This is a genomic window from Streptomyces durhamensis, from assembly GCF_000725475.1.
In the GTDB taxonomy this organism is placed as follows: Bacteria; Actinomycetota; Actinomycetes; order Streptomycetales; family Streptomycetaceae; genus Streptomyces; species Streptomyces filipinensis.
The window spans coordinates 85,021-100,383 of record NZ_KL647046.1; the positions used below are offsets into that span (position 1 = coordinate 85,021).

13 protein-coding genes are annotated in these 15,363 nt (G+C 72.5%); 1 reads left to right on the plus strand and 12 read right to left on the minus strand.

The genetic code is table 11. The annotated features are described in order from the left end of the window. Position 1: 1 nt before the first annotated feature. From IO33_RS0142880 to IO33_RS0142910, 7 genes are all read right to left on the minus strand, one after another. Entirely contained in the window at positions 2 to 439 is a 438-nt protein-coding gene (locus IO33_RS0142880) for a roadblock/LC7 domain-containing protein (RefSeq protein WP_078964172.1), read from the minus strand. Then, positions 429 to 3,545: a sensor histidine kinase gene (locus IO33_RS0142885; protein WP_078964173.1), complete on the minus strand. Its 3,117-nt coding sequence runs from the start codon at positions 3,543 to 3,545 to the stop codon at positions 429 to 431. Before IO33_RS0142885 ends, IO33_RS0142880 begins: the two co-directional genes overlap by 11 nt. 95 nt (positions 3,546 to 3,640) lie before the next feature. Next, positions 3,641 to 5,107: an HAD-IA family hydrolase gene (locus IO33_RS0142890; protein ID WP_031174462.1), complete on the minus strand. Its 1,467-nt coding sequence runs from the start codon at positions 5,105 to 5,107 to the stop codon at positions 3,641 to 3,643. Positions 5,108 to 5,121: 14 nt separating this feature from the next. Beyond that, on the minus strand, positions 5,122 to 6,192 hold the full coding sequence (locus tag IO33_RS0142895; protein ID WP_107069514.1) for an ABC transporter ATP-binding protein: 1,071 nt from the start codon (positions 6,190 to 6,192) through the stop codon (positions 5,122 to 5,124). A 5-nt stretch (positions 6,193 to 6,197) separates the two neighbouring features. Continuing rightward, positions 6,198 to 7,016, minus strand: a complete 819-nt coding sequence (locus IO33_RS0142900) for an ABC transporter permease (protein ID WP_031174464.1) — start codon at positions 7,014 to 7,016, stop codon at positions 6,198 to 6,200. After that, positions 7,001 to 7,900 (minus strand): ABC transporter permease, encoded by a 900-nt coding sequence (locus IO33_RS0142905; protein WP_031174465.1) that lies wholly within the window; start codon positions 7,898 to 7,900, stop codon positions 7,001 to 7,003. Before IO33_RS0142905 ends, IO33_RS0142900 begins: the two co-directional genes overlap by 16 nt. Continuing rightward, positions 7,897 to 9,057: an ABC transporter substrate-binding protein gene (locus tag IO33_RS0142910; RefSeq protein ID WP_031174466.1), complete on the minus strand. Its 1,161-nt coding sequence runs from the start codon at positions 9,055 to 9,057 to the stop codon at positions 7,897 to 7,899. The genes IO33_RS0142905 and IO33_RS0142910 overlap by 4 nt, the downstream gene beginning before the upstream one ends. A gap of 213 nt (positions 9,058 to 9,270) precedes the next feature. Here IO33_RS0142910 and IO33_RS0142915 point away from each other — a divergent pair, with 213 nt between their 5' ends. Continuing rightward, positions 9,271 to 10,011: a GntR family transcriptional regulator gene (locus IO33_RS0142915; RefSeq protein ID WP_031174467.1), complete on the plus strand. Its 741-nt coding sequence runs from the start codon at positions 9,271 to 9,273 to the stop codon at positions 10,009 to 10,011. A gap of 101 nt (positions 10,012 to 10,112) precedes the next feature. On the opposite strand, the gene IO33_RS0142920 is transcribed toward IO33_RS0142915, so the two are convergent. The 5 genes from IO33_RS0142920 to IO33_RS53360 all read right to left on the minus strand — a co-directional run bounded on the left by IO33_RS0142920 (position 10,113) and on the right by IO33_RS53360 (position 14,733). Continuing rightward, positions 10,113 to 10,565 (minus strand): Lrp/AsnC family transcriptional regulator, encoded by a 453-nt coding sequence (locus tag IO33_RS0142920; protein WP_031174468.1) that lies wholly within the window; start codon positions 10,563 to 10,565, stop codon positions 10,113 to 10,115. Positions 10,566 to 10,592: 27 nt separating this feature from the next. Beyond that, complete coding sequence (locus IO33_RS0142925) at positions 10,593 to 12,080, minus strand: amino acid permease (protein WP_031174469.1); 1,488 nt, start codon at positions 12,078 to 12,080, stop codon at positions 10,593 to 10,595. Between the two features lie 332 nt (positions 12,081 to 12,412). Continuing rightward, positions 12,413 to 13,855 (minus strand): GuaB1 family IMP dehydrogenase-related protein, encoded by a 1,443-nt coding sequence (locus IO33_RS0142930; RefSeq protein WP_031174470.1) that lies wholly within the window; start codon positions 13,853 to 13,855, stop codon positions 12,413 to 12,415. A gap of 132 nt (positions 13,856 to 13,987) precedes the next feature. Next, a complete protein-coding gene (locus IO33_RS0142935; RefSeq protein WP_031174471.1) occupies positions 13,988 to 14,326 on the minus strand; it encodes a barstar family protein in 339 nt (112 codons plus the stop codon). Next, a complete protein-coding gene (locus tag IO33_RS53360; protein ID WP_037687744.1) occupies positions 14,323 to 14,733 on the minus strand; it encodes a guanyl-specific ribonuclease in 411 nt (136 codons plus the stop codon). Before IO33_RS53360 ends, IO33_RS0142935 begins: the two co-directional genes overlap by 4 nt. Positions 14,734 to 15,363 lie beyond the last annotated feature (630 nt).

Here is a 15,363-nt window from a genome sequence, read left to right on the forward strand (position 1 = left end):
ATCAGCTGGGGTTGCGGACGGCCGCGTCCAGGTGGCGGCCGAGGCGGCGGACGAGCAGGGCCATCTCGTGGCCGAGCTGGCCGACATCGGTGCGGGCCTCGCTGAGCACGGCGAGCCGGCTGCCGTGTCCGGCCGGGGTGATGAAGAGGTAGGCGTCTTCGAGCATCACCATGGTCTGCCGTACCCCGCCCGCGGCGAACCGCTCGCCCGCGGAGCGGGCGAGGCTGTGGAAGCCGGAGCAGACGGCGGCCAGGTGCTCGATGTCCGCCCGGCGCATCCCCTGCGAGCTGCTGAGCGGGAGGCCGTCCGCGGTGAGCAGCACGGCCTGGCGGACGTGGTCGGTGCGGTCCACGAGGTCGTCCAGCAGCCAGCCGAGGTCCGCGCCGGGCGCGGCCGCGGGCACACCCTGCGGCTCGGGGGTCTGGTCGTCACCGGTCATGATCGGTGTCGGTCCCTTCGTCGGCGTGGCTGGTCACGGAGCGGCAGTCGGCGCCGGTGAACGCGCCGCCCGCACCATCGGACACGGGGGCTTCGGCGGGCGCCTGCGCGCTGGGGGGTACGGGGGCTTGGCGCTGCCCGGTGGGGGGTACGGGAGCGCGGTCGGGCGCCTGTGCGGTGGGGGCTGCGGGGGCGCGGTCGGGCACCTGCCCCGCGCGGGGAGCGGGGGCATCGTCGGGTGCCTGCCCGGCGCGGGCGGCGGGCGCGCGGTCGGGTGTCTGCGCGGTGGGGGGAGCGGGCACACGGTCGGATGCCTGCGCATCGCGGGGAGCGGGCACGCCGTCGGACGCGGACGCGTGGACCGGTGCCTGCGCATCGTGGGGCGTGGGCGCAGCGTCAAGCGCGGACCCATGGGCGGATGCCTGCGCATCGCGGGGAGCGGGCACGCCGTCAGGGACAGGTGCGTCGACCAACGCCTGCGCATCGCGGGAGACGGGCGCGACGTCAGCCGCGGACCCGTCCACCGGCGCCCGCTCATCGCCTGAAGCGGGCGCGGCATCAGAGACGGATCCGTCGACCAACGCCTGCGCATCGCGGGAGACGGGCGCGACGTCAGCCGCGGACCCGTCGACCGACGCCTGCACGCCACGGGGAGTGGGTGCGGCGAGCTGGGGGCTGGTCTCGCTGGTGTCCGGGGTCCGGGTGTCCGGGGTCTGGTGGGGCGGCGGGGCCGTCGGTTCTGCCGGGTCGGAGCTGCGGACGGCCGTATCGGTCGCCGGCAGGCCCTTGCGGCCACGGTCGAGGCCGCGCTGGAAGGCGCCGAAGATCGCCCGCATCTCCTCGGCGTCCAGCTCCGCCCCGGCCGTGCTCTCCCGGGCCGGCGGGTCGTCCCGCAGCTCCGGTACGAGCGACGCCTGCCGGATCCGGGTGGGCAGGGCGGGCGGGGCCGTCGGCGACTCGGAGGTGTCCTGCGGACCAGGGGTGGAAGCGGGCGTCGACCCGTCCGGTGACGGCGTCCCGGGAGGCGACGGCTCGGGCCCGGACCCAGGGCCCGGCGTGGGCAGGGACACGAGCCGGTTCCGCGTCGGCGGCTCCGCCGCGGCCGGGCTCTGCTGCCCGGCCCGTGCAGCGGATCGCGTCCTGGACGGCAAGGCGTGTACGGCGGCCCCCTGCTCCCGTGGCGCGGGCACCACCGGATCCACGGGTGCCAGCACGGCCTCCGGCAGCAGGACCACCGCCGTCGTCCCCCCGTACGGCGAGTCCCGCAGGGTCACCTCGATGCCGTGCCGGGCGGCGAGGCGGCCGACGACGTAGAGGCCCAGCCGGTCGTGGCGGGTGGGGTCGAAGGCGTCCGGGTCGGTGAGCGTACCGTGGGCCTCCTCGCGCGCTTCGGCGTCGAGGCCGAGCCCCCGGTCGTCGATCTCCAGCACGAACCCGCCGCCGACCGGCCCCGTGCGCAGGGTGACCTGGGTGTGCGGCGGCGAGAACACCGTGGCGTTCTCCAGCAGTTCGGCGACGAGGTGGACGACGTCGGCGACCGCGTCCGCCGCGACGCCGGTCTCCGGCATCGGCGGCACCACCACGCGCGCGTAGTCCTCGATCTCGCCGACGGCCGAGGCGACGACGTCCGCGAGCGGCACGGGCCGGCGCCAGCGCCGGCCGGGCGTGGCGCCGGAGAGGATGATCAGGCTCTCCGCGTGCCGGCGCATACGCGTGGTGAGGTGGTCGATGCGGAACAGCTCGCGCAGCACATCGGGGTCGTCCGTGCGCCTTTCCAGGGTGTCGACCAGCTTCAGCTGCCGGTGGACGAGGGCCTGGTTGCGCCGTGCGATGTTGAGCAGCACCGCGAACAGACCGCGGCGCAGGCCCGCCTGTCTGACGGCGGCGTCGACGGCGGCGAGCCGCGCGGTGTTGAAGGAACGGCCGACCTGTCCGATCTCGTCGTCGCGGACCTCGTCGGCGGCCAGCGGCGGCGCCTCGGCGAGCGCGTCCACCTCCTCGCCGGCGCTCAGTCTGCGCATGACGTCCGGGAGTTGGTCTCGGGTCAGGACGTCGGCCGCGTCCCGCAGGGTCTCCAGGCGCCGTGAGATGCGCCGCGCACCGCGCACCGCGAACCACAGGGAAAGCCCGACGGCGCCGAGTCCCACCACGCCGACCACGGCCGCCTTGGTCAGCTCCCGGTAGGCGAAGGCCCGGCCCCGTGCGGCGGAGTTCTCGGCGGCGGTGGTGCACAGCTCCCGGTACCGCACGACGGCCCGGTCGGTGGTGGACCGCCAGGTGTCCGCGGCGACGGCCTTCCCGGCGCCGGCAGCCCCGGCCCGCAGCAGCGCGTCCTCCCCGCGCACCAGCGAGCCGTACTGCTCCGCGCGCTGGAAGTCCTCGAACAGCGCCCGCGAGTCGGCGGGCAGGTCCGGCACGTACGTGCGCTGGAACACGCGCCGGTCCTCGATGGTCGCGGTCAGGCTGTCGTACTGCCGGTCGGTCAGCGTGCCGGCCGCACGTGCCCCGGCGACCAGCGCGTCCTCCCGCGAGACGAACTCCCGTACCCGTACCAGCTCGATGACGACCTGTGCCTCACGGGCGAGCTGTCCGGCCTGCAGGGCGGTGAGCGTGGACTGCACGTCGAAGCCGGGCTCGACGAGCGCGCTGTACCGGTCCACGGCCCGGTCCCAGGTGATGTGCCGGGACAGCACCTGTGTGCGCAGCTCCTCCAGCCCGCCGGTGGCGGTGACCATCGTGTCCAGTGCCTGGCGCTGCCGTGCCGTGAGCCGGCTGCGGTCGCCGTCCCGGACCGCCTCCCGCATCGCCTCGACGGCACGGTCGGTGCGGCGCTGCTGTCCGAGCAGGTCGCCGGCGGCGGCCGTGTCCAGACGGGCACCGAGGTAGGCGGCGGACATCCGGCGCTCGATCTGGATCTGGCCGATCGCGGTGTCCACGGGGGTGCCGAAGTCCTCGTACACCCCCTGGAGCCGGATCAGCGCGCGCAGTTCGGCGGTGACGGACACCATGGCGAAACTCCACAGCGCCATCAGCGCGACGGCCGGGGCGAGCGCGAGCGCCACGATCCGCGTGCGGACGGTGGTGGGACGGCCGAGGGGCCAGCGCATGGAGTACCTGCCGGTGTTACCAGTCAGTAGAAAGTTCGGCACAACCTACGGGATGGTCGCCCCGTACCGCAACGGTGACCTGCGGTAACCCCCGGTCACATCCGGGTCACGGCGAAGGTCGTGAGGACCGCCGCGTGGTCGGAGGGCCAGTCGTTGTCCGCGACGTCCGGCCACGGCCGCGGGTCGCCGGTGACGAGGGTTCGCGCCTCACGCACGGTCAGACCCCGGTGCAACACGTAGTCGATCCGGTCCTGCGGCTCGGGCCGCCCGCTGCCGTCCTCGTGCACGGGGTGGATGGGCGACCAGGTGTGGCCGGGCTCGGCGGTGGGGTCCGGGTGGGCCTCACGATAGGAGTCGCTGAAGCCCGCGTCCTCGGCGGCCTGCGTCACCGGCCAGGCGACGTCCGGCCAGTCCAGGTGCGAGGGGCAGTTGAAGTCGCCGACGAGGACGGCCGGGACACCCGGGGCCGAGGACTTCGCGATCCGGCCCAGCGCGTCCCGCATCTGGGCCAGTCGCAGCTCCTCGTGGGCGATCAGCTCGGCGGCCGGCAGCCCGTCGAAGGCGGACTCGTAGGGGCCGTACGGCGTGTAGTGCAGATGCGCGGTCCACACGTCGACCTCGCGGCCGGGGGCGACGGCGATCCGGACGCCCGCGGCGCCGTAGAAGCCGACGTCCGGATCGCCGAAGCGGGCGGTGATCGGGTGCCGGCTGATGACGCCGAGGTTCTCGCCGGCCCGGTGGTGGTGCCAGCCGAGCGCCTCGGCCAGCTCCTGGGCGGCGGTTCCGCCCGTCTCCTGGAGTCCGACGACATCGGCGCCGCTGTCCAGGATGACCTTGAGCTGCTTGGCGCGGTGGTCGTCGACCTCGCTGCCGCCCAGCCACAGGTTCCAGCTCATGACCCGGAGTTCGGGCGCGGCCATCTCCCGCAGTTCCTCGACCGTGACCCCGGCGAGACTCTCCCGCACGGTCCGGCCGGGTGCCGTGCCGATCGGCGCGAGGGACGGCACGGCGAGCACGGCGCAGCCGGCGGCCTCGGCCGACGCCACACCGGTCTCGGTGTCCTCGACGGCCACGCAGCCGCCCGGGTCGACGCCGAGGGCGCGGCAGGCTGCGAGGTAGGGGTCGGGAGCGGGCTTGGTGCGGGCGGTGTCGTCGGCGGTGACGGACGCCGAGAAACGCTCGGCGCCCAGGGCGTCGAGGACGACGTCGGCGACCGCCCGCGGGGACGCGGTGACCAGGGCGGCGGGGACGCCGGTGGCGGCCAGCGCGTCCAGCAGCTCCAGCGCGCCGGGCCGGGGCACGATGCCGGTGCGGACGCGGTCGGCGAACTCGCGGTGCAGGTCGGCCGCGAGATCGGCGGCCTCTCTGCCGGTGGGCGCGGCGAGCCAGGCGGCGGTGTGCTCGACCGGGCGGCCGAGCACGTCCGGCTGGTCGGCCTCGGTCAGCGCGCGTCCGGCGACCTGCTCGACCGCCTCCCACCACAGCCGCTCGGTGTCGACGAGCGTGCCGTCCATGTCGAACAGGACGGCTTGGAGCGGGAGTTCGAAGGTGTGGGGGGTCACGTTCGGGTCATTCCTCACTTCTGGATACGTTCGGACACGAGCACCGGCCGCTCCGGCAGCGACACGCCGACGGCGGTTCCGGCGCCGAGCCCCGTGGCGTCGTGCGCGGGCAGGTCGGCCTTGACCTCGGTGCCGTCGGCCAGCCGGACGGTGGCGCGGACGACCGCGCCGAGGAAGGCGGTGGCGACGACGCGGGCGCCGCCCTGCTCGTCCGGGTGGACCCGGACCGCCTCGGGCCGCACCAGCACGTCCACCGCGCCGTCGGACACCTCGCCGTCGGCCGGCAGCCGCTGCCCGAGCACCTGGACCGTGCCGTCCGTCAGCTCGCCCGGGATCCGGCTCATGGTGCCGACGAACTCGGCGACGAAGGCGGTGGCGGGGCGGCCGTACAGCTCGGCGGGCTCCGCGCACTGTTCGAGCCGGCCGGCGCGCATGACGGCGACCCGGTCGGCGACCGACAGGGCCTCCTCCTGGTCGTGGGTGACGAAGAGCGTCGTGATGCCGAGTTCCTGCTGGAGCCGCCGGATCTCCTCGCGCAGGGTCAGGCGCACCTTGGCGTCGAGGGCGGACAGCGGCTCGTCGAGCAGCAGCACGCGCGGGCGCAGGGCGAGGGCCCGGGCCAGCGCGATGCGCTGCTGCTGGCCGCCGGACAGCTGGTGCGGGTAGCGCTCGCCCTTGTCGCCGAGGCCGACCAGTTCCAGCAACTCGGCGGCGCGGGCGCGCCGTTGGGCCGTGCGGACCTTGCGCATGCGCAGTCCGAAGGCCACGTTGTCGACGGCGTTCAGATGCGGGAAGAGGCTGTACGACTGGAACACCATGCCGGCGTCGCGGCGGTGGGCCGGGACGTGCGTGACGTCCTCGCCGTCCACCAGTACGGCTCCGGAGTCGGGGTGTTCGAACCCCGCGAGCATGCGCAGCGCGGTGGTCTTGCCGCAGCCGGACGGGCCGAGGAGGGCCAGGAACTCTCCGGGGCGTACGGTCAGGTCGAGCCCGTCGAGGGCGACGGTGGTCCCGAACTCGCGGCGCAGCCCCCGGAATTCGACGGTGGCGGCCTTTTCGAGGGTCTCGGGCAGGGTGGCGGTCATGTGTGTCATCCCCGGGAGGAAGCGGTTCGGTTGCGGCCGCCGGCACCGGCGAGCGCGAGGAGCAGGGCCCAGGTGACGAGCAGGCTGAGCACGGACACGGCGACGGACATCTGGGCCTGCGAGCCGCCGACGTCGTAGATCCACACGGCGAAGGGCCGGAAGCCGAGCAGGCTGGCGACGGTGAACTCGCCGAGCACCAGGGCGAGGGTGAGGAAGGCCGCGTTCAGCAGGGCCCCGCGCAGATTGGGCAGGACGGCCTGCACGAGGGCCTGGGGCCAGGAGGCGCCGCAGCTGCGGGCGGCCTCGACGAGGGTCCGTACGTCGATGGCGCGCAGTCCGGCGTCCAGGGCGCGGTAGACGAACGGCAGGGCCATCACGACGTACGCGAGGACCAGCACGACCGGGAAGCTGTCGTCCTGGATCACCACGAAGGTCTCGAACAGCGGTGTCCGCGACAAGTACTCCGGGCCCCATTTCAGGACGGTGGCGATCCCGGCGACGAACGCGATGGGCGGCACCACCAGCGGCAGCGAGCACACCACCTCCACCACCGGCCGCAGCCGGGGCGCGCCGAGCCTCAGGGCGACCATGGCGGGCACCATCAGCAGCAGGACGACCGCGATGGTGGCCACGGCCAGCTCCAGCGAGAGCAGCAGGCTGGTCAGGAAGCCGTCGGTGGAGAGGATCTTGGTGTAGGCGTCGAAGGTGACACCTTGGCCGGGCACGTCCACCGTGAAGATCACGGACGCGCCGAGCGGCACCAGGAAGTACAGGGCGGCGAGGCCGAGGACGACCCACCGCCACAGGGTCAGGCGTCGAGCCATCGGGCACTCCGTCGCTGAAGGGGCAGGTACACGGCCATCACCAGACCCGCCACCAGGACCATGTCGAGGCTGAGGGCGAGGGCGACGTTCTCCTGGCCGACCAGGACGTTGCCGGACAGGGCGTCGGCGATCTGCAGGGTGACCAGCGGGACCGCGCTGCCGACCATGGCGGCGGCGGTGGCGTAGGCGGCGAAGGCGCTGCCGAAGAGCAGGACGAGACCGCCGAGCAGCGAGGGCGCGAGCACGGGCAGGGCCACGTGCCGCCAGTACTGGACGCCGGTGGCGCCGTTGTTCAGCGCGGCCTCCCGCCACTGGGAGCGCAGTCCGTCCAGCGCCGGGGTGATGGTGAGGACCATGAGCGGGATGAGGAAGTACAGGTAGACGAGGATCAGGCCCCAGAAGCTGTAGAGGTCCCAGCCGCTGTCCTTCAGGCCGAGGTGCACGGTCAGCACACCCGCGTTGCCGAGGGTGGCGACGAAGGCGAAGGCCAGCGGGACCCCGCCGAAGTTGGCCAGCACGCCGGAGGCGGTCAGCACGGCCTCGCGCAGCCAGCGCGAGCGGGAGCTGACCACGGCCTGCGCGAGCGGCAGCCCGATCAGGGCGCCGAGTGCGGCGGAGATCGCGGACAGCTTGACGCTGCCGAGCAGGGCGGTGAGGTACGGGCCCTGCAGTGAGGCCGTCATGTTGGCGCCGGTGTAGGAGGTGGCGCCCGTGGTGGCGTCCTTGGCCGTGAAGGCGCCGTCGAGGATGGCGACGGCCGGCAGCCCGAAGGCGACGGCCGTGAACACCAGCAGCGGCAGCACGGCGAGCCAGCCGGGGGCGCGGCGCCGCCGCTTCGCCGAAGCGACGGGCGCCACGTCCACGCGCGAAAGAGCGGTGGTCATCCGGAGACGGCCTTCCCCCAGCCCTGGGCGATGACCGTCTTGGCCTTGCTCTGCTGGTCCTCGGTCGGGAAGGACGGCGTGCCGGTGACCTTCGGGAGCTTGGCGGCGGCGGTCTTGTCGAGGGTGCCGGCCTTGTCCATGGCGGGCATCAGGGCCGGGCGGGCGTAGCCTCCCAGCCACAGGTTCTGGCCCTCGGCGCTGTAGAGGTACTCCTGCCACAGCCGGGCGGCGGCCGGGTGCGGGGCGTCCTTGTTGATGGCCTGGGAGTAGTACTGGGCGTACTGGCCGTCGCCCGGGATGGCGACCTTCCAGTCGAGGCCCTTGGACTTGAACTCGTCGGCGTAGCCGGCGTTCAGGTAGTCCCAGTCGATGGAGATGGGCGTCTCGCCCTTCTCGACGGTGGCCGGGGTGGACTCGACGGGCGTGTAGTTGCCGTTCTTCTTCAGCTTGCCGAAGAAGTCCAGGCCGGGCTGGATGTCGTCGAAGGAGCCGCCGCTCGCGAGGGCCGCCGCGTAGACGCCGCCGAAGGCCGAACCGGACTTGGTGGGGTTGCCGTTGAGGGCGACCTGGCCCTTGTAGCGGGGCTGGAGCAGGTCCTTGAAGCTGGTCGGGCACTGCTTGACGCGCTTGGCGTCGCAGCCGATGGAGATGTAGCCGCCGTAGTCGTTGTACCAGCGGGCCTGCGGGTCCTTCTGGGCCGAGGAGATGTCGGCGAAGGAGGCGACCTTGTAGGGCGCGAGCAGGCCCTGCTGGGCGGCGCTCAGCGCGAAGGAGCTGCCCAGGTCGAGGACGTCGGGGGCGCGGTCCTGGCCCTTGCGGGAGGTGACGGCGTTGATCTCGTCCTGGCTGGTGCCGTCCGGGCTCTCGTCGTCGATCTTGACGCCGTACTTCTTCTGGAATCCGTCGATGAGGGCGCCGTAGTTGGCCCAGTCGCGGGGCACCGCGATGATGTGCAGCGTCCCCTCCTTCTTGGCCGCCTTGACCAGGGCGTCCATGCCGCCGAAGTCGGCCGCGGAGGTGGCGGTGGCGGCGCTCTTGCCGTCCTTGGTGGTGGTCGACGCGTTGTCGGGGGCGGCGCCGCAGGCGCTGAGCGCGAACGCGGCGACGACGGCGATACAGCCGCCGAGGACGGCGTTTCTCGGCAGGGACACGGTCACGGTCTCTCCAGGGGTGCACACGAGGGTTGAGGCAGTGCGGAGAACTTGTCTGAACAAGTTGCGTCACAGTACGCCCGCTCACGGTGTCCTGTCTGTAAACGGGAGCGAAACTCTGGGCCCTGGTTGGCTGCACAATCCAGACCGTTGCAGATCACGCTCCGGTCTCGATTAGGCTGGTCACGCTGTGCACAGCGACCTGAGCAGAGGGGAAGCATGACGGCGCGACACGAGGAGATCGCCGACGAACTGCGGCGCGCGATCGACCGCGAGCAGTACACGGTCGGCAGCCGCCTGCCCTCGGAGTCGGAACTCGCCACGCACTACGGCGTCTCACGCGGCACGGTCCGCCAGGCCGTCGCGACCCTGACCGCCGAGGGCCTGATCGGCTCCCGTCAGGGCGCCCGGCGCGTCGTGCTGGCCAGCCGCCGCAGCCAGAGCTTCGAGGAACTGCGCAGCTTCGCCCAGTGGGCCCGCGCGATGGGCCGCGAGGCCACGGGCCACGTGGTGACGCAGGAGTACCGCCCGGCCACCCACGAGGACGCCGTACGCCTCCAACTTCCCTCCGGCACGCCGGTGTTGCACGTGCTGCGGGTACGCGGCCTGGACGGCGAACCGGTGCTGCTGGAACGGACCGTGTACGCGGACTGGATCTCCCCGGCGGTCGAGGCGATCGAGCCGGAGTGCCCCTCGGTCACCCAGCGGCTGTACGACGACACGGGCCTGGTCTTCGCGTACGGGGAGCATGTGATCGACGCGGTCGCCGCCGGTGCGCAGGACGCCGAGCTGCTGGGTGTGCGCCGTACCAGCCCGCTGCTGCGGGTGCGGCGCGTGACGACGACCCGCGAGGGGCGCCCGGTGGAGTGGTCGGACGACCGGTACCGCTCGGACGCGGTGAGTTTCAGTGTGTACAACTCGATCGGGAACAACGCGTTGGCTCGGAAGACGGCGGAATAGAGCTCGGGCCAATTCGCCGTCGCCGAGTGCCGGTGCGTGGTGGTTCCTCGCCACGGTCGACCGCACCCCACACGGCAACGCGCCCGAGCCGGAAGCCGCCCTTACCCCGGCGCCCCGGAGGAGAAGCGGCGCAGCAGCGGCGACAGCACCAGCACCGACTTGGTCCGTTCGACGAACGGCTCCCCGGCGATCCGCTCGAGCACCCGCTCGAAGTGACGCATGTCGGACGCGAAGACCTGGGCGATCGCGTCCGCGTCACCGGTGACGGTCGACGCGGCCACGACCTCCTGGTACCGCTCCAGCCCCCGCTGAATGGTGTCCGGCGAGGTGTTGCGCCGGCAGTAGATCTCGATGTACCCCTCGGTCTCCCAGCCGAGCGCCGCCGGATCCACCCGCACGGTGAATCCGGTGATCGCTCCGGTGGCGCGCAGCCGGTCCACGCGCCGCTTCACGGCGGGCGCGGACAGGCCGACCATCTGCCCGATGTCCGCGTAGGAACGGCGGGCGTCCTCGGCGAGGGCGTGCACGATGCGTTCGTCGAGATCGTTCAGCACAGGGGGTGGTTCACTTCTTCGGTTCGGTCACTTCTCTGCCGCCACCGCGAGATCCTCACCGGCCGCGAGACGGGAACGGCGATAGCCGTACACGAAGTAGAACACGAGCCCGACAGCCATCCAGACACCGAACACGATCCACGTGACGGTCGACAGGCTGCCCATCATCCAGATGCAGAAGGCGAAGCCCAGCACGGGCAGCACCGGCGACAGCGGGACGCGGAAGGTGCGGTGCATCTGCGGGCGCGTCCGGCGCAGCACCACGACCGCGACGTTGACCAGCGCGAAGGCGAACAGCGTGCCGATGCTGGTGGCGTCCGCCAGCTGACCGAGCGGGATCGCGGCGGCGAGGACACCGCAGAACACGGAGACGATCACCGTGTTGGCACGGGGCGCACCGGTCTTCGGGTGGACCTTGGAGAAGATCTTGGGCACCAGGCCGTCGCGGGACATGGCGAACAGGATGCGGGTCTGGCCGTAGACCACGGTCAGGACGACACTCGCGATGGCGACGACGGCGCAGGCGGCCAGCAGGGTGCCCCAGAAGCTCTGCCCGGTGACGTCCTTCATGATCTCGGTGAGCGCGGCCTCGGAGCCGTTGAAGCTCCGCCACGGCTTGGCTCCCACGGCGACGGCGGCCACCAGCACGTACAGGGCGGTCACGATGACGAGGGACAGCATGATCGCGCGGGGCAGGTCGCGCTGGGCGTTCTTCGCCTCCTCACCGGCGGTGGAGGCGGCGTCGAAGCCGATGTAGGAGAAGAACAGCGTGCCGGCGGCGCCGCTGACGCCCGCCATGCCGAGCGGCATGAAGTTCGAGTAGTTGCCGGACTTGAAGCCCATGAAGCCGATCGCGCAAAACAGGATCAGCGCGGCGATCTTCACGCACACCATGATGGTGTTGGCCCGCGCGGACTCCTTGGCGCCGCCGAGCAGGAACACCATCGCGAGGATCACGACGATCAGCGCCGGCAGGTTGAAGATGCCCCCGTCGCCGGGCGGCGCCGACAGGGCCGTCGGAATGGTCACGCCTATCGTGCCGTCCAGCAGCTCGTTCAGGTACTCGCCCCAGCCGACGGCCACGGCGGCCACCGAGACGCCGTACTCCAGCAGCAGACACCAGCCGCAGACCCAGGCGATCAGTTCGCCCAAGGTTGCGTATGCGTACGAGTACGAGGAGCCGGAGACCGGGATGGTGCCCGCCAGCTCGGCGTAGGACAGGGCCGAGAACAGCGCGGTGAGACCGGCGATCACGAAGGCGAGGGTGACGGCCGGGCCCGCCTTCGGGACGGCGTTGCCGAGGACGACGAAGATGCCGGTGCCGAGCGTGGCACCGATGCTGATCATGGTCAGCTGCCACAGCCCGAGGGAGCGCCGCAGCGAGCCCCCCTCGCCCTGGCCGCCCTCAGCGACCAGGTGTTCCACGGGCTTGCGCCGCATGAGGCGCGCGGCGAGGCCCGGGGACGCGGGGGCGGTCGCTGTGCGGTCGTGCGAGGGTGCGCCTTGATCGAGCACGCGCTGGCTCCTTATTCCTGCCGGTCATTGCGGACGGGGACCGATGGCAGCCCTGCGAAGGCAGGAGCCCACCGAGCGGGGTCCCCGCCACACCACGTACAGACGAGCACCCTATGAGGCGGGCCTTCACGGGCGTAATGCAGCAACCTTGCGCGTCCCCGGATGATCATTGCGTTCATCCGCCCCGAACGCCAAATCGTTGCGCGCGGGCTGTCGACCGTTGCACGGCCCCTCGCAGGCATCCCCGCCCGCACGGATGAGCCTTTGGGAAAGCCGACGGCCCCCGCCCTTCCCGGCGCGGGAAGAACGGGGGCCGTGCGGGACGCGCAGGGTCAGCTCCAGCTGGCGTGCAGCGGCTTGCCCTCGGCATAGCCTGCGGCGCTCTGGATGCCGATGATGGCCTTCTCGGCGAACTCCTCCAGGGAGGCGGCACCGGCGTAGGTGCAGGAGGAGCGGACGCCCGCGATGATCGAGTCGATCAGGTCCTCGACGCCCGGCCGGGCCGGGTCGAGGAACATCCGGGAGGTGGAGATGCCCTCCTCGAACAGCGCCTTGCGGGCGCGGTCGTACGCCGACTCGTCGGACGTGCGGTTGGCCACGGCACGCGCGGAGGCCATGCCGAACGACTCCTTGTACGCACGGCCGTTGGCGTCGTGCTGGAGGTCGCCGGGGGACTCGTAGGTTCCCGCGAACCAGGAGCCGACCATCACGTTGGACGCGCCGGCCGCGAGGGCCATGGCCACGTCGCGCGGGTGGCGGACACCACCGTCGGCCCACACGTGCTTGCCGTACTTCTTCGCCTCGGCGGCGCACTCCAGCACCGCGGAGAACTGCGGCCGGCCCACACCGGTCATCATGCGGGTGGTGCACATGGCGCCGGGGCCGACACCGACCTTGATGATGTCCGCGCCGGCGTCGATCAGGTCCTTCACGCCCTCGGCGGAGACGATGTTGCCGGCGGCGATCGGCACCTGCGGGTCGAGCGCGCGCACCAGCTTGATGGCGCTGATCATCGACTCCTGGTGGCCGTGCGCGGTGTCGATGACGAGCGTGTCCACGCCCGCGTCGAGCAGCTGCTTGGCCTTGCCCGCCACATCGCCGTTGATACCGACGGCGGCGGCGATGCGCAGCTTGCCCTGCGCGTCGACGGCCGGCGTGTACAGCGTGGCGCGCAGGGCGCTCTTGCGGGTGAGGATGCCGGCCAGCTTGCCGTCCTGGTCGACGGCGGGGGCGTAGCGGCGGTTGTGCTGGTCGAGGGTGTTGAAGGCCTCGCGCGGGTCGATGTCCGCGTCGAGCAGCAGCAGGTCCTTGGACATGACCACTTCGAGCTGGGTGAAGCGGTCGACGCCGGTCAGGTCCTGGTCGGTGACGACACCGACGGGCCGCTGGTTCTCGTCCACCACCACACCGGCGTTGTGGGCACGCTTGGGCAGCAGGGCCAGGGCGTCGGCGACGGTCTGGTGCGGGGCCAGCACGATCGGAGTGTCGAGCACCAGGTGGCGGCTCTTCACCCAGGAGACGACGTCGGTGACGACGTCGATGGGGATGTCCTGCGGGATGACCACCAGGCCGCCCCGGCGGGCCACCGTCTCGGCCATGCGTCGGCCGGCGATGGCGGTCATGTTGGCGACGACGAGCGGGATGGTGGTGCCCGTGCCGTCCGGCGAGCCGAGGTCCACGCCCTGACGCGAGCCCACCGCGGAGCGGCTCGGCACCATGAACACGTCGTCGTACGTCAGGTCGTACGCGGGCTGGATGTCATTGAGGAAACGCACGTGCTGCACATCCCAGTCGATCAGAGGTGACCCCCGGACGGGTGCGCCAGGGGGAAAGAGCACGTACTTCATTGTCCCATGTCGGGGCCGTTGCGACGCCCCCACGGAACCTCCAGGGTGAGCGCCGATCACCTAGGAGGATCCTCCAAGGGCCAGGACGACGGCGAGCGTGGGCGTCCGGTCCACCGCCTCGGCGAACACGTCCTGGGCGGTCCGCCACTCACCCGGACGCGCCTCGGCGTACGGCTGCCAGCCGCGGACCACGATCAGCAGCCCCTGTTCGACGGCTCCCTCGGGCCAGACGCCGTGGTCGGAGAGGGAGTCGACCAGGGCGTCCCAGTTGCGGCCGAACCAGTCGGGCAGCGTGAGGGCCCGCGCGGTGCGGTCCATCAGTCCGGCCTTGTCGGTGACGCCGTCCAGGTCCAGGGTCACGACGAGCCGCCCCGTCAGCTCTGTCGGGTCTTCGTTCATCTCAGCACCGCCCGGAACGAGTTGTAGTGATCATCGGTGTAGTAGATCTCCCCGCCCTGGCCGGTGACGATGCGCCGGGCCCCGCGATCGTGGGAGCCGGGCGTCGTGACGGTGTACTCGCGGTAGTAGCCGCGCTGGTGCCTCGGCAGCCGGCCCTCGAAGTTCCCGAAGACGACACCGTCCTTGGCGTACGGGTAGGGGCCGCCCTTGTCGATCAGGGCGAGCGTCCCGCGGGCCTCGGCCGGCAGCTGCGCCTCCCTGACCGTGGCCGTTCCGTGCGCCCACGCCGGGCCGGACACGCCGGTACCGGACGGACGCGAGCCCGGGCCCGGGTGCGCCCCGGACGAGCATCCGCCGAGCAGCACGGCAAGCACGAACGCCAGCAGCCCCGCGAGCACGCGGGTCAGCGCCTGGGCCCGCTTGGGCGCGCGGGTCGGTACGGGGGTCTCTTTGGCCGCGCGGGGCGGTGCCGGGGTCCGTTGGGGCCCGCGGGGCAGTGCGGGGGTCCGTTTGGGCCCGCGGGGCGGCGTGGGGGCCGGCGTGGGCGGGTGGGTGTGCGGCAGGGGCGGTGTGAGTGCGTGGGGTGGCGTGAGGAGCGGCCTGGGCGCAGGCGCAGGGTCGGGAGGCAGGCTCGGTGTGGGGGTCTGGAGAGGCGTGCCGAGCGCCCTGGACGCGGGGGCGGGCGGCGGCAAGCACGGTGTGCGGGCCGGCGTGGAGGACGGCCCGGGCATGTCGGACGACGACGGCGGCCGCCCGGGAGCGTGGGACGGCGGCAGGTTCTGCCGAGGGGGCGGTGTCGGGGACCTTCTGGGTGCGTGGGGAACGTACCGCGGCAGCATGCCGACGATGCTGCCACGCCCGTCCTGTCACGTCCGACCCCGCCGCGGCTGTCCTGCCCACGGCCGTTCCGGCCACAGCGTTCCGCCCACGACCAGCACCGCACGGCATCCCGTCCACGACCAGCACCAGGGCCCCGTCAGGCCTCTCAGCGCCATGGCTGCCACGGCTGTCCAGGCGCGCCAGTCCGGCGAACGATC

What these genes read in the sequence shown, in the direction of transcription:
- IO33_RS0142880 (WP_078964172.1), bottom strand. Translation starts at nt 439, where the DNA reads ATGACCGGTGACGACCAGACCCCCGAGCCGCAGGGTGTGCCCGCGGCC.
- IO33_RS0142885 (WP_078964173.1), bottom strand. Translation starts at nt 3,545, where the DNA reads ATGCGCTGGCCCCTCGGCCGTCCCACCACCGTCCGCACGCGGATCGTG.
- IO33_RS0142895 (WP_107069514.1), bottom strand. Translation starts at nt 6,192, where the DNA reads ATGACCGCCACCCTGCCCGAGACCCTCGAAAAGGCCGCCACCGTCGAA.
- IO33_RS0142900 (WP_031174464.1), bottom strand. Translation starts at nt 7,016, where the DNA reads ATGGCTCGACGCCTGACCCTGTGGCGGTGGGTCGTCCTCGGCCTCGCC.
- IO33_RS0142905 (WP_031174465.1), bottom strand. Translation starts at nt 7,900, where the DNA reads ATGACCACCGCTCTTTCGCGCGTGGACGTGGCGCCCGTCGCTTCGGCG.
- IO33_RS0142915 (WP_031174467.1), top strand. Translation starts at nt 9,271, where the DNA reads ATGACGGCGCGACACGAGGAGATCGCCGACGAACTGCGGCGCGCGATC.
- IO33_RS0142935 (WP_031174471.1), bottom strand. Translation starts at nt 14,326, where the DNA reads ATGAACGAAGACCCGACAGAGCTGACGGGGCGGCTCGTCGTGACCCTG.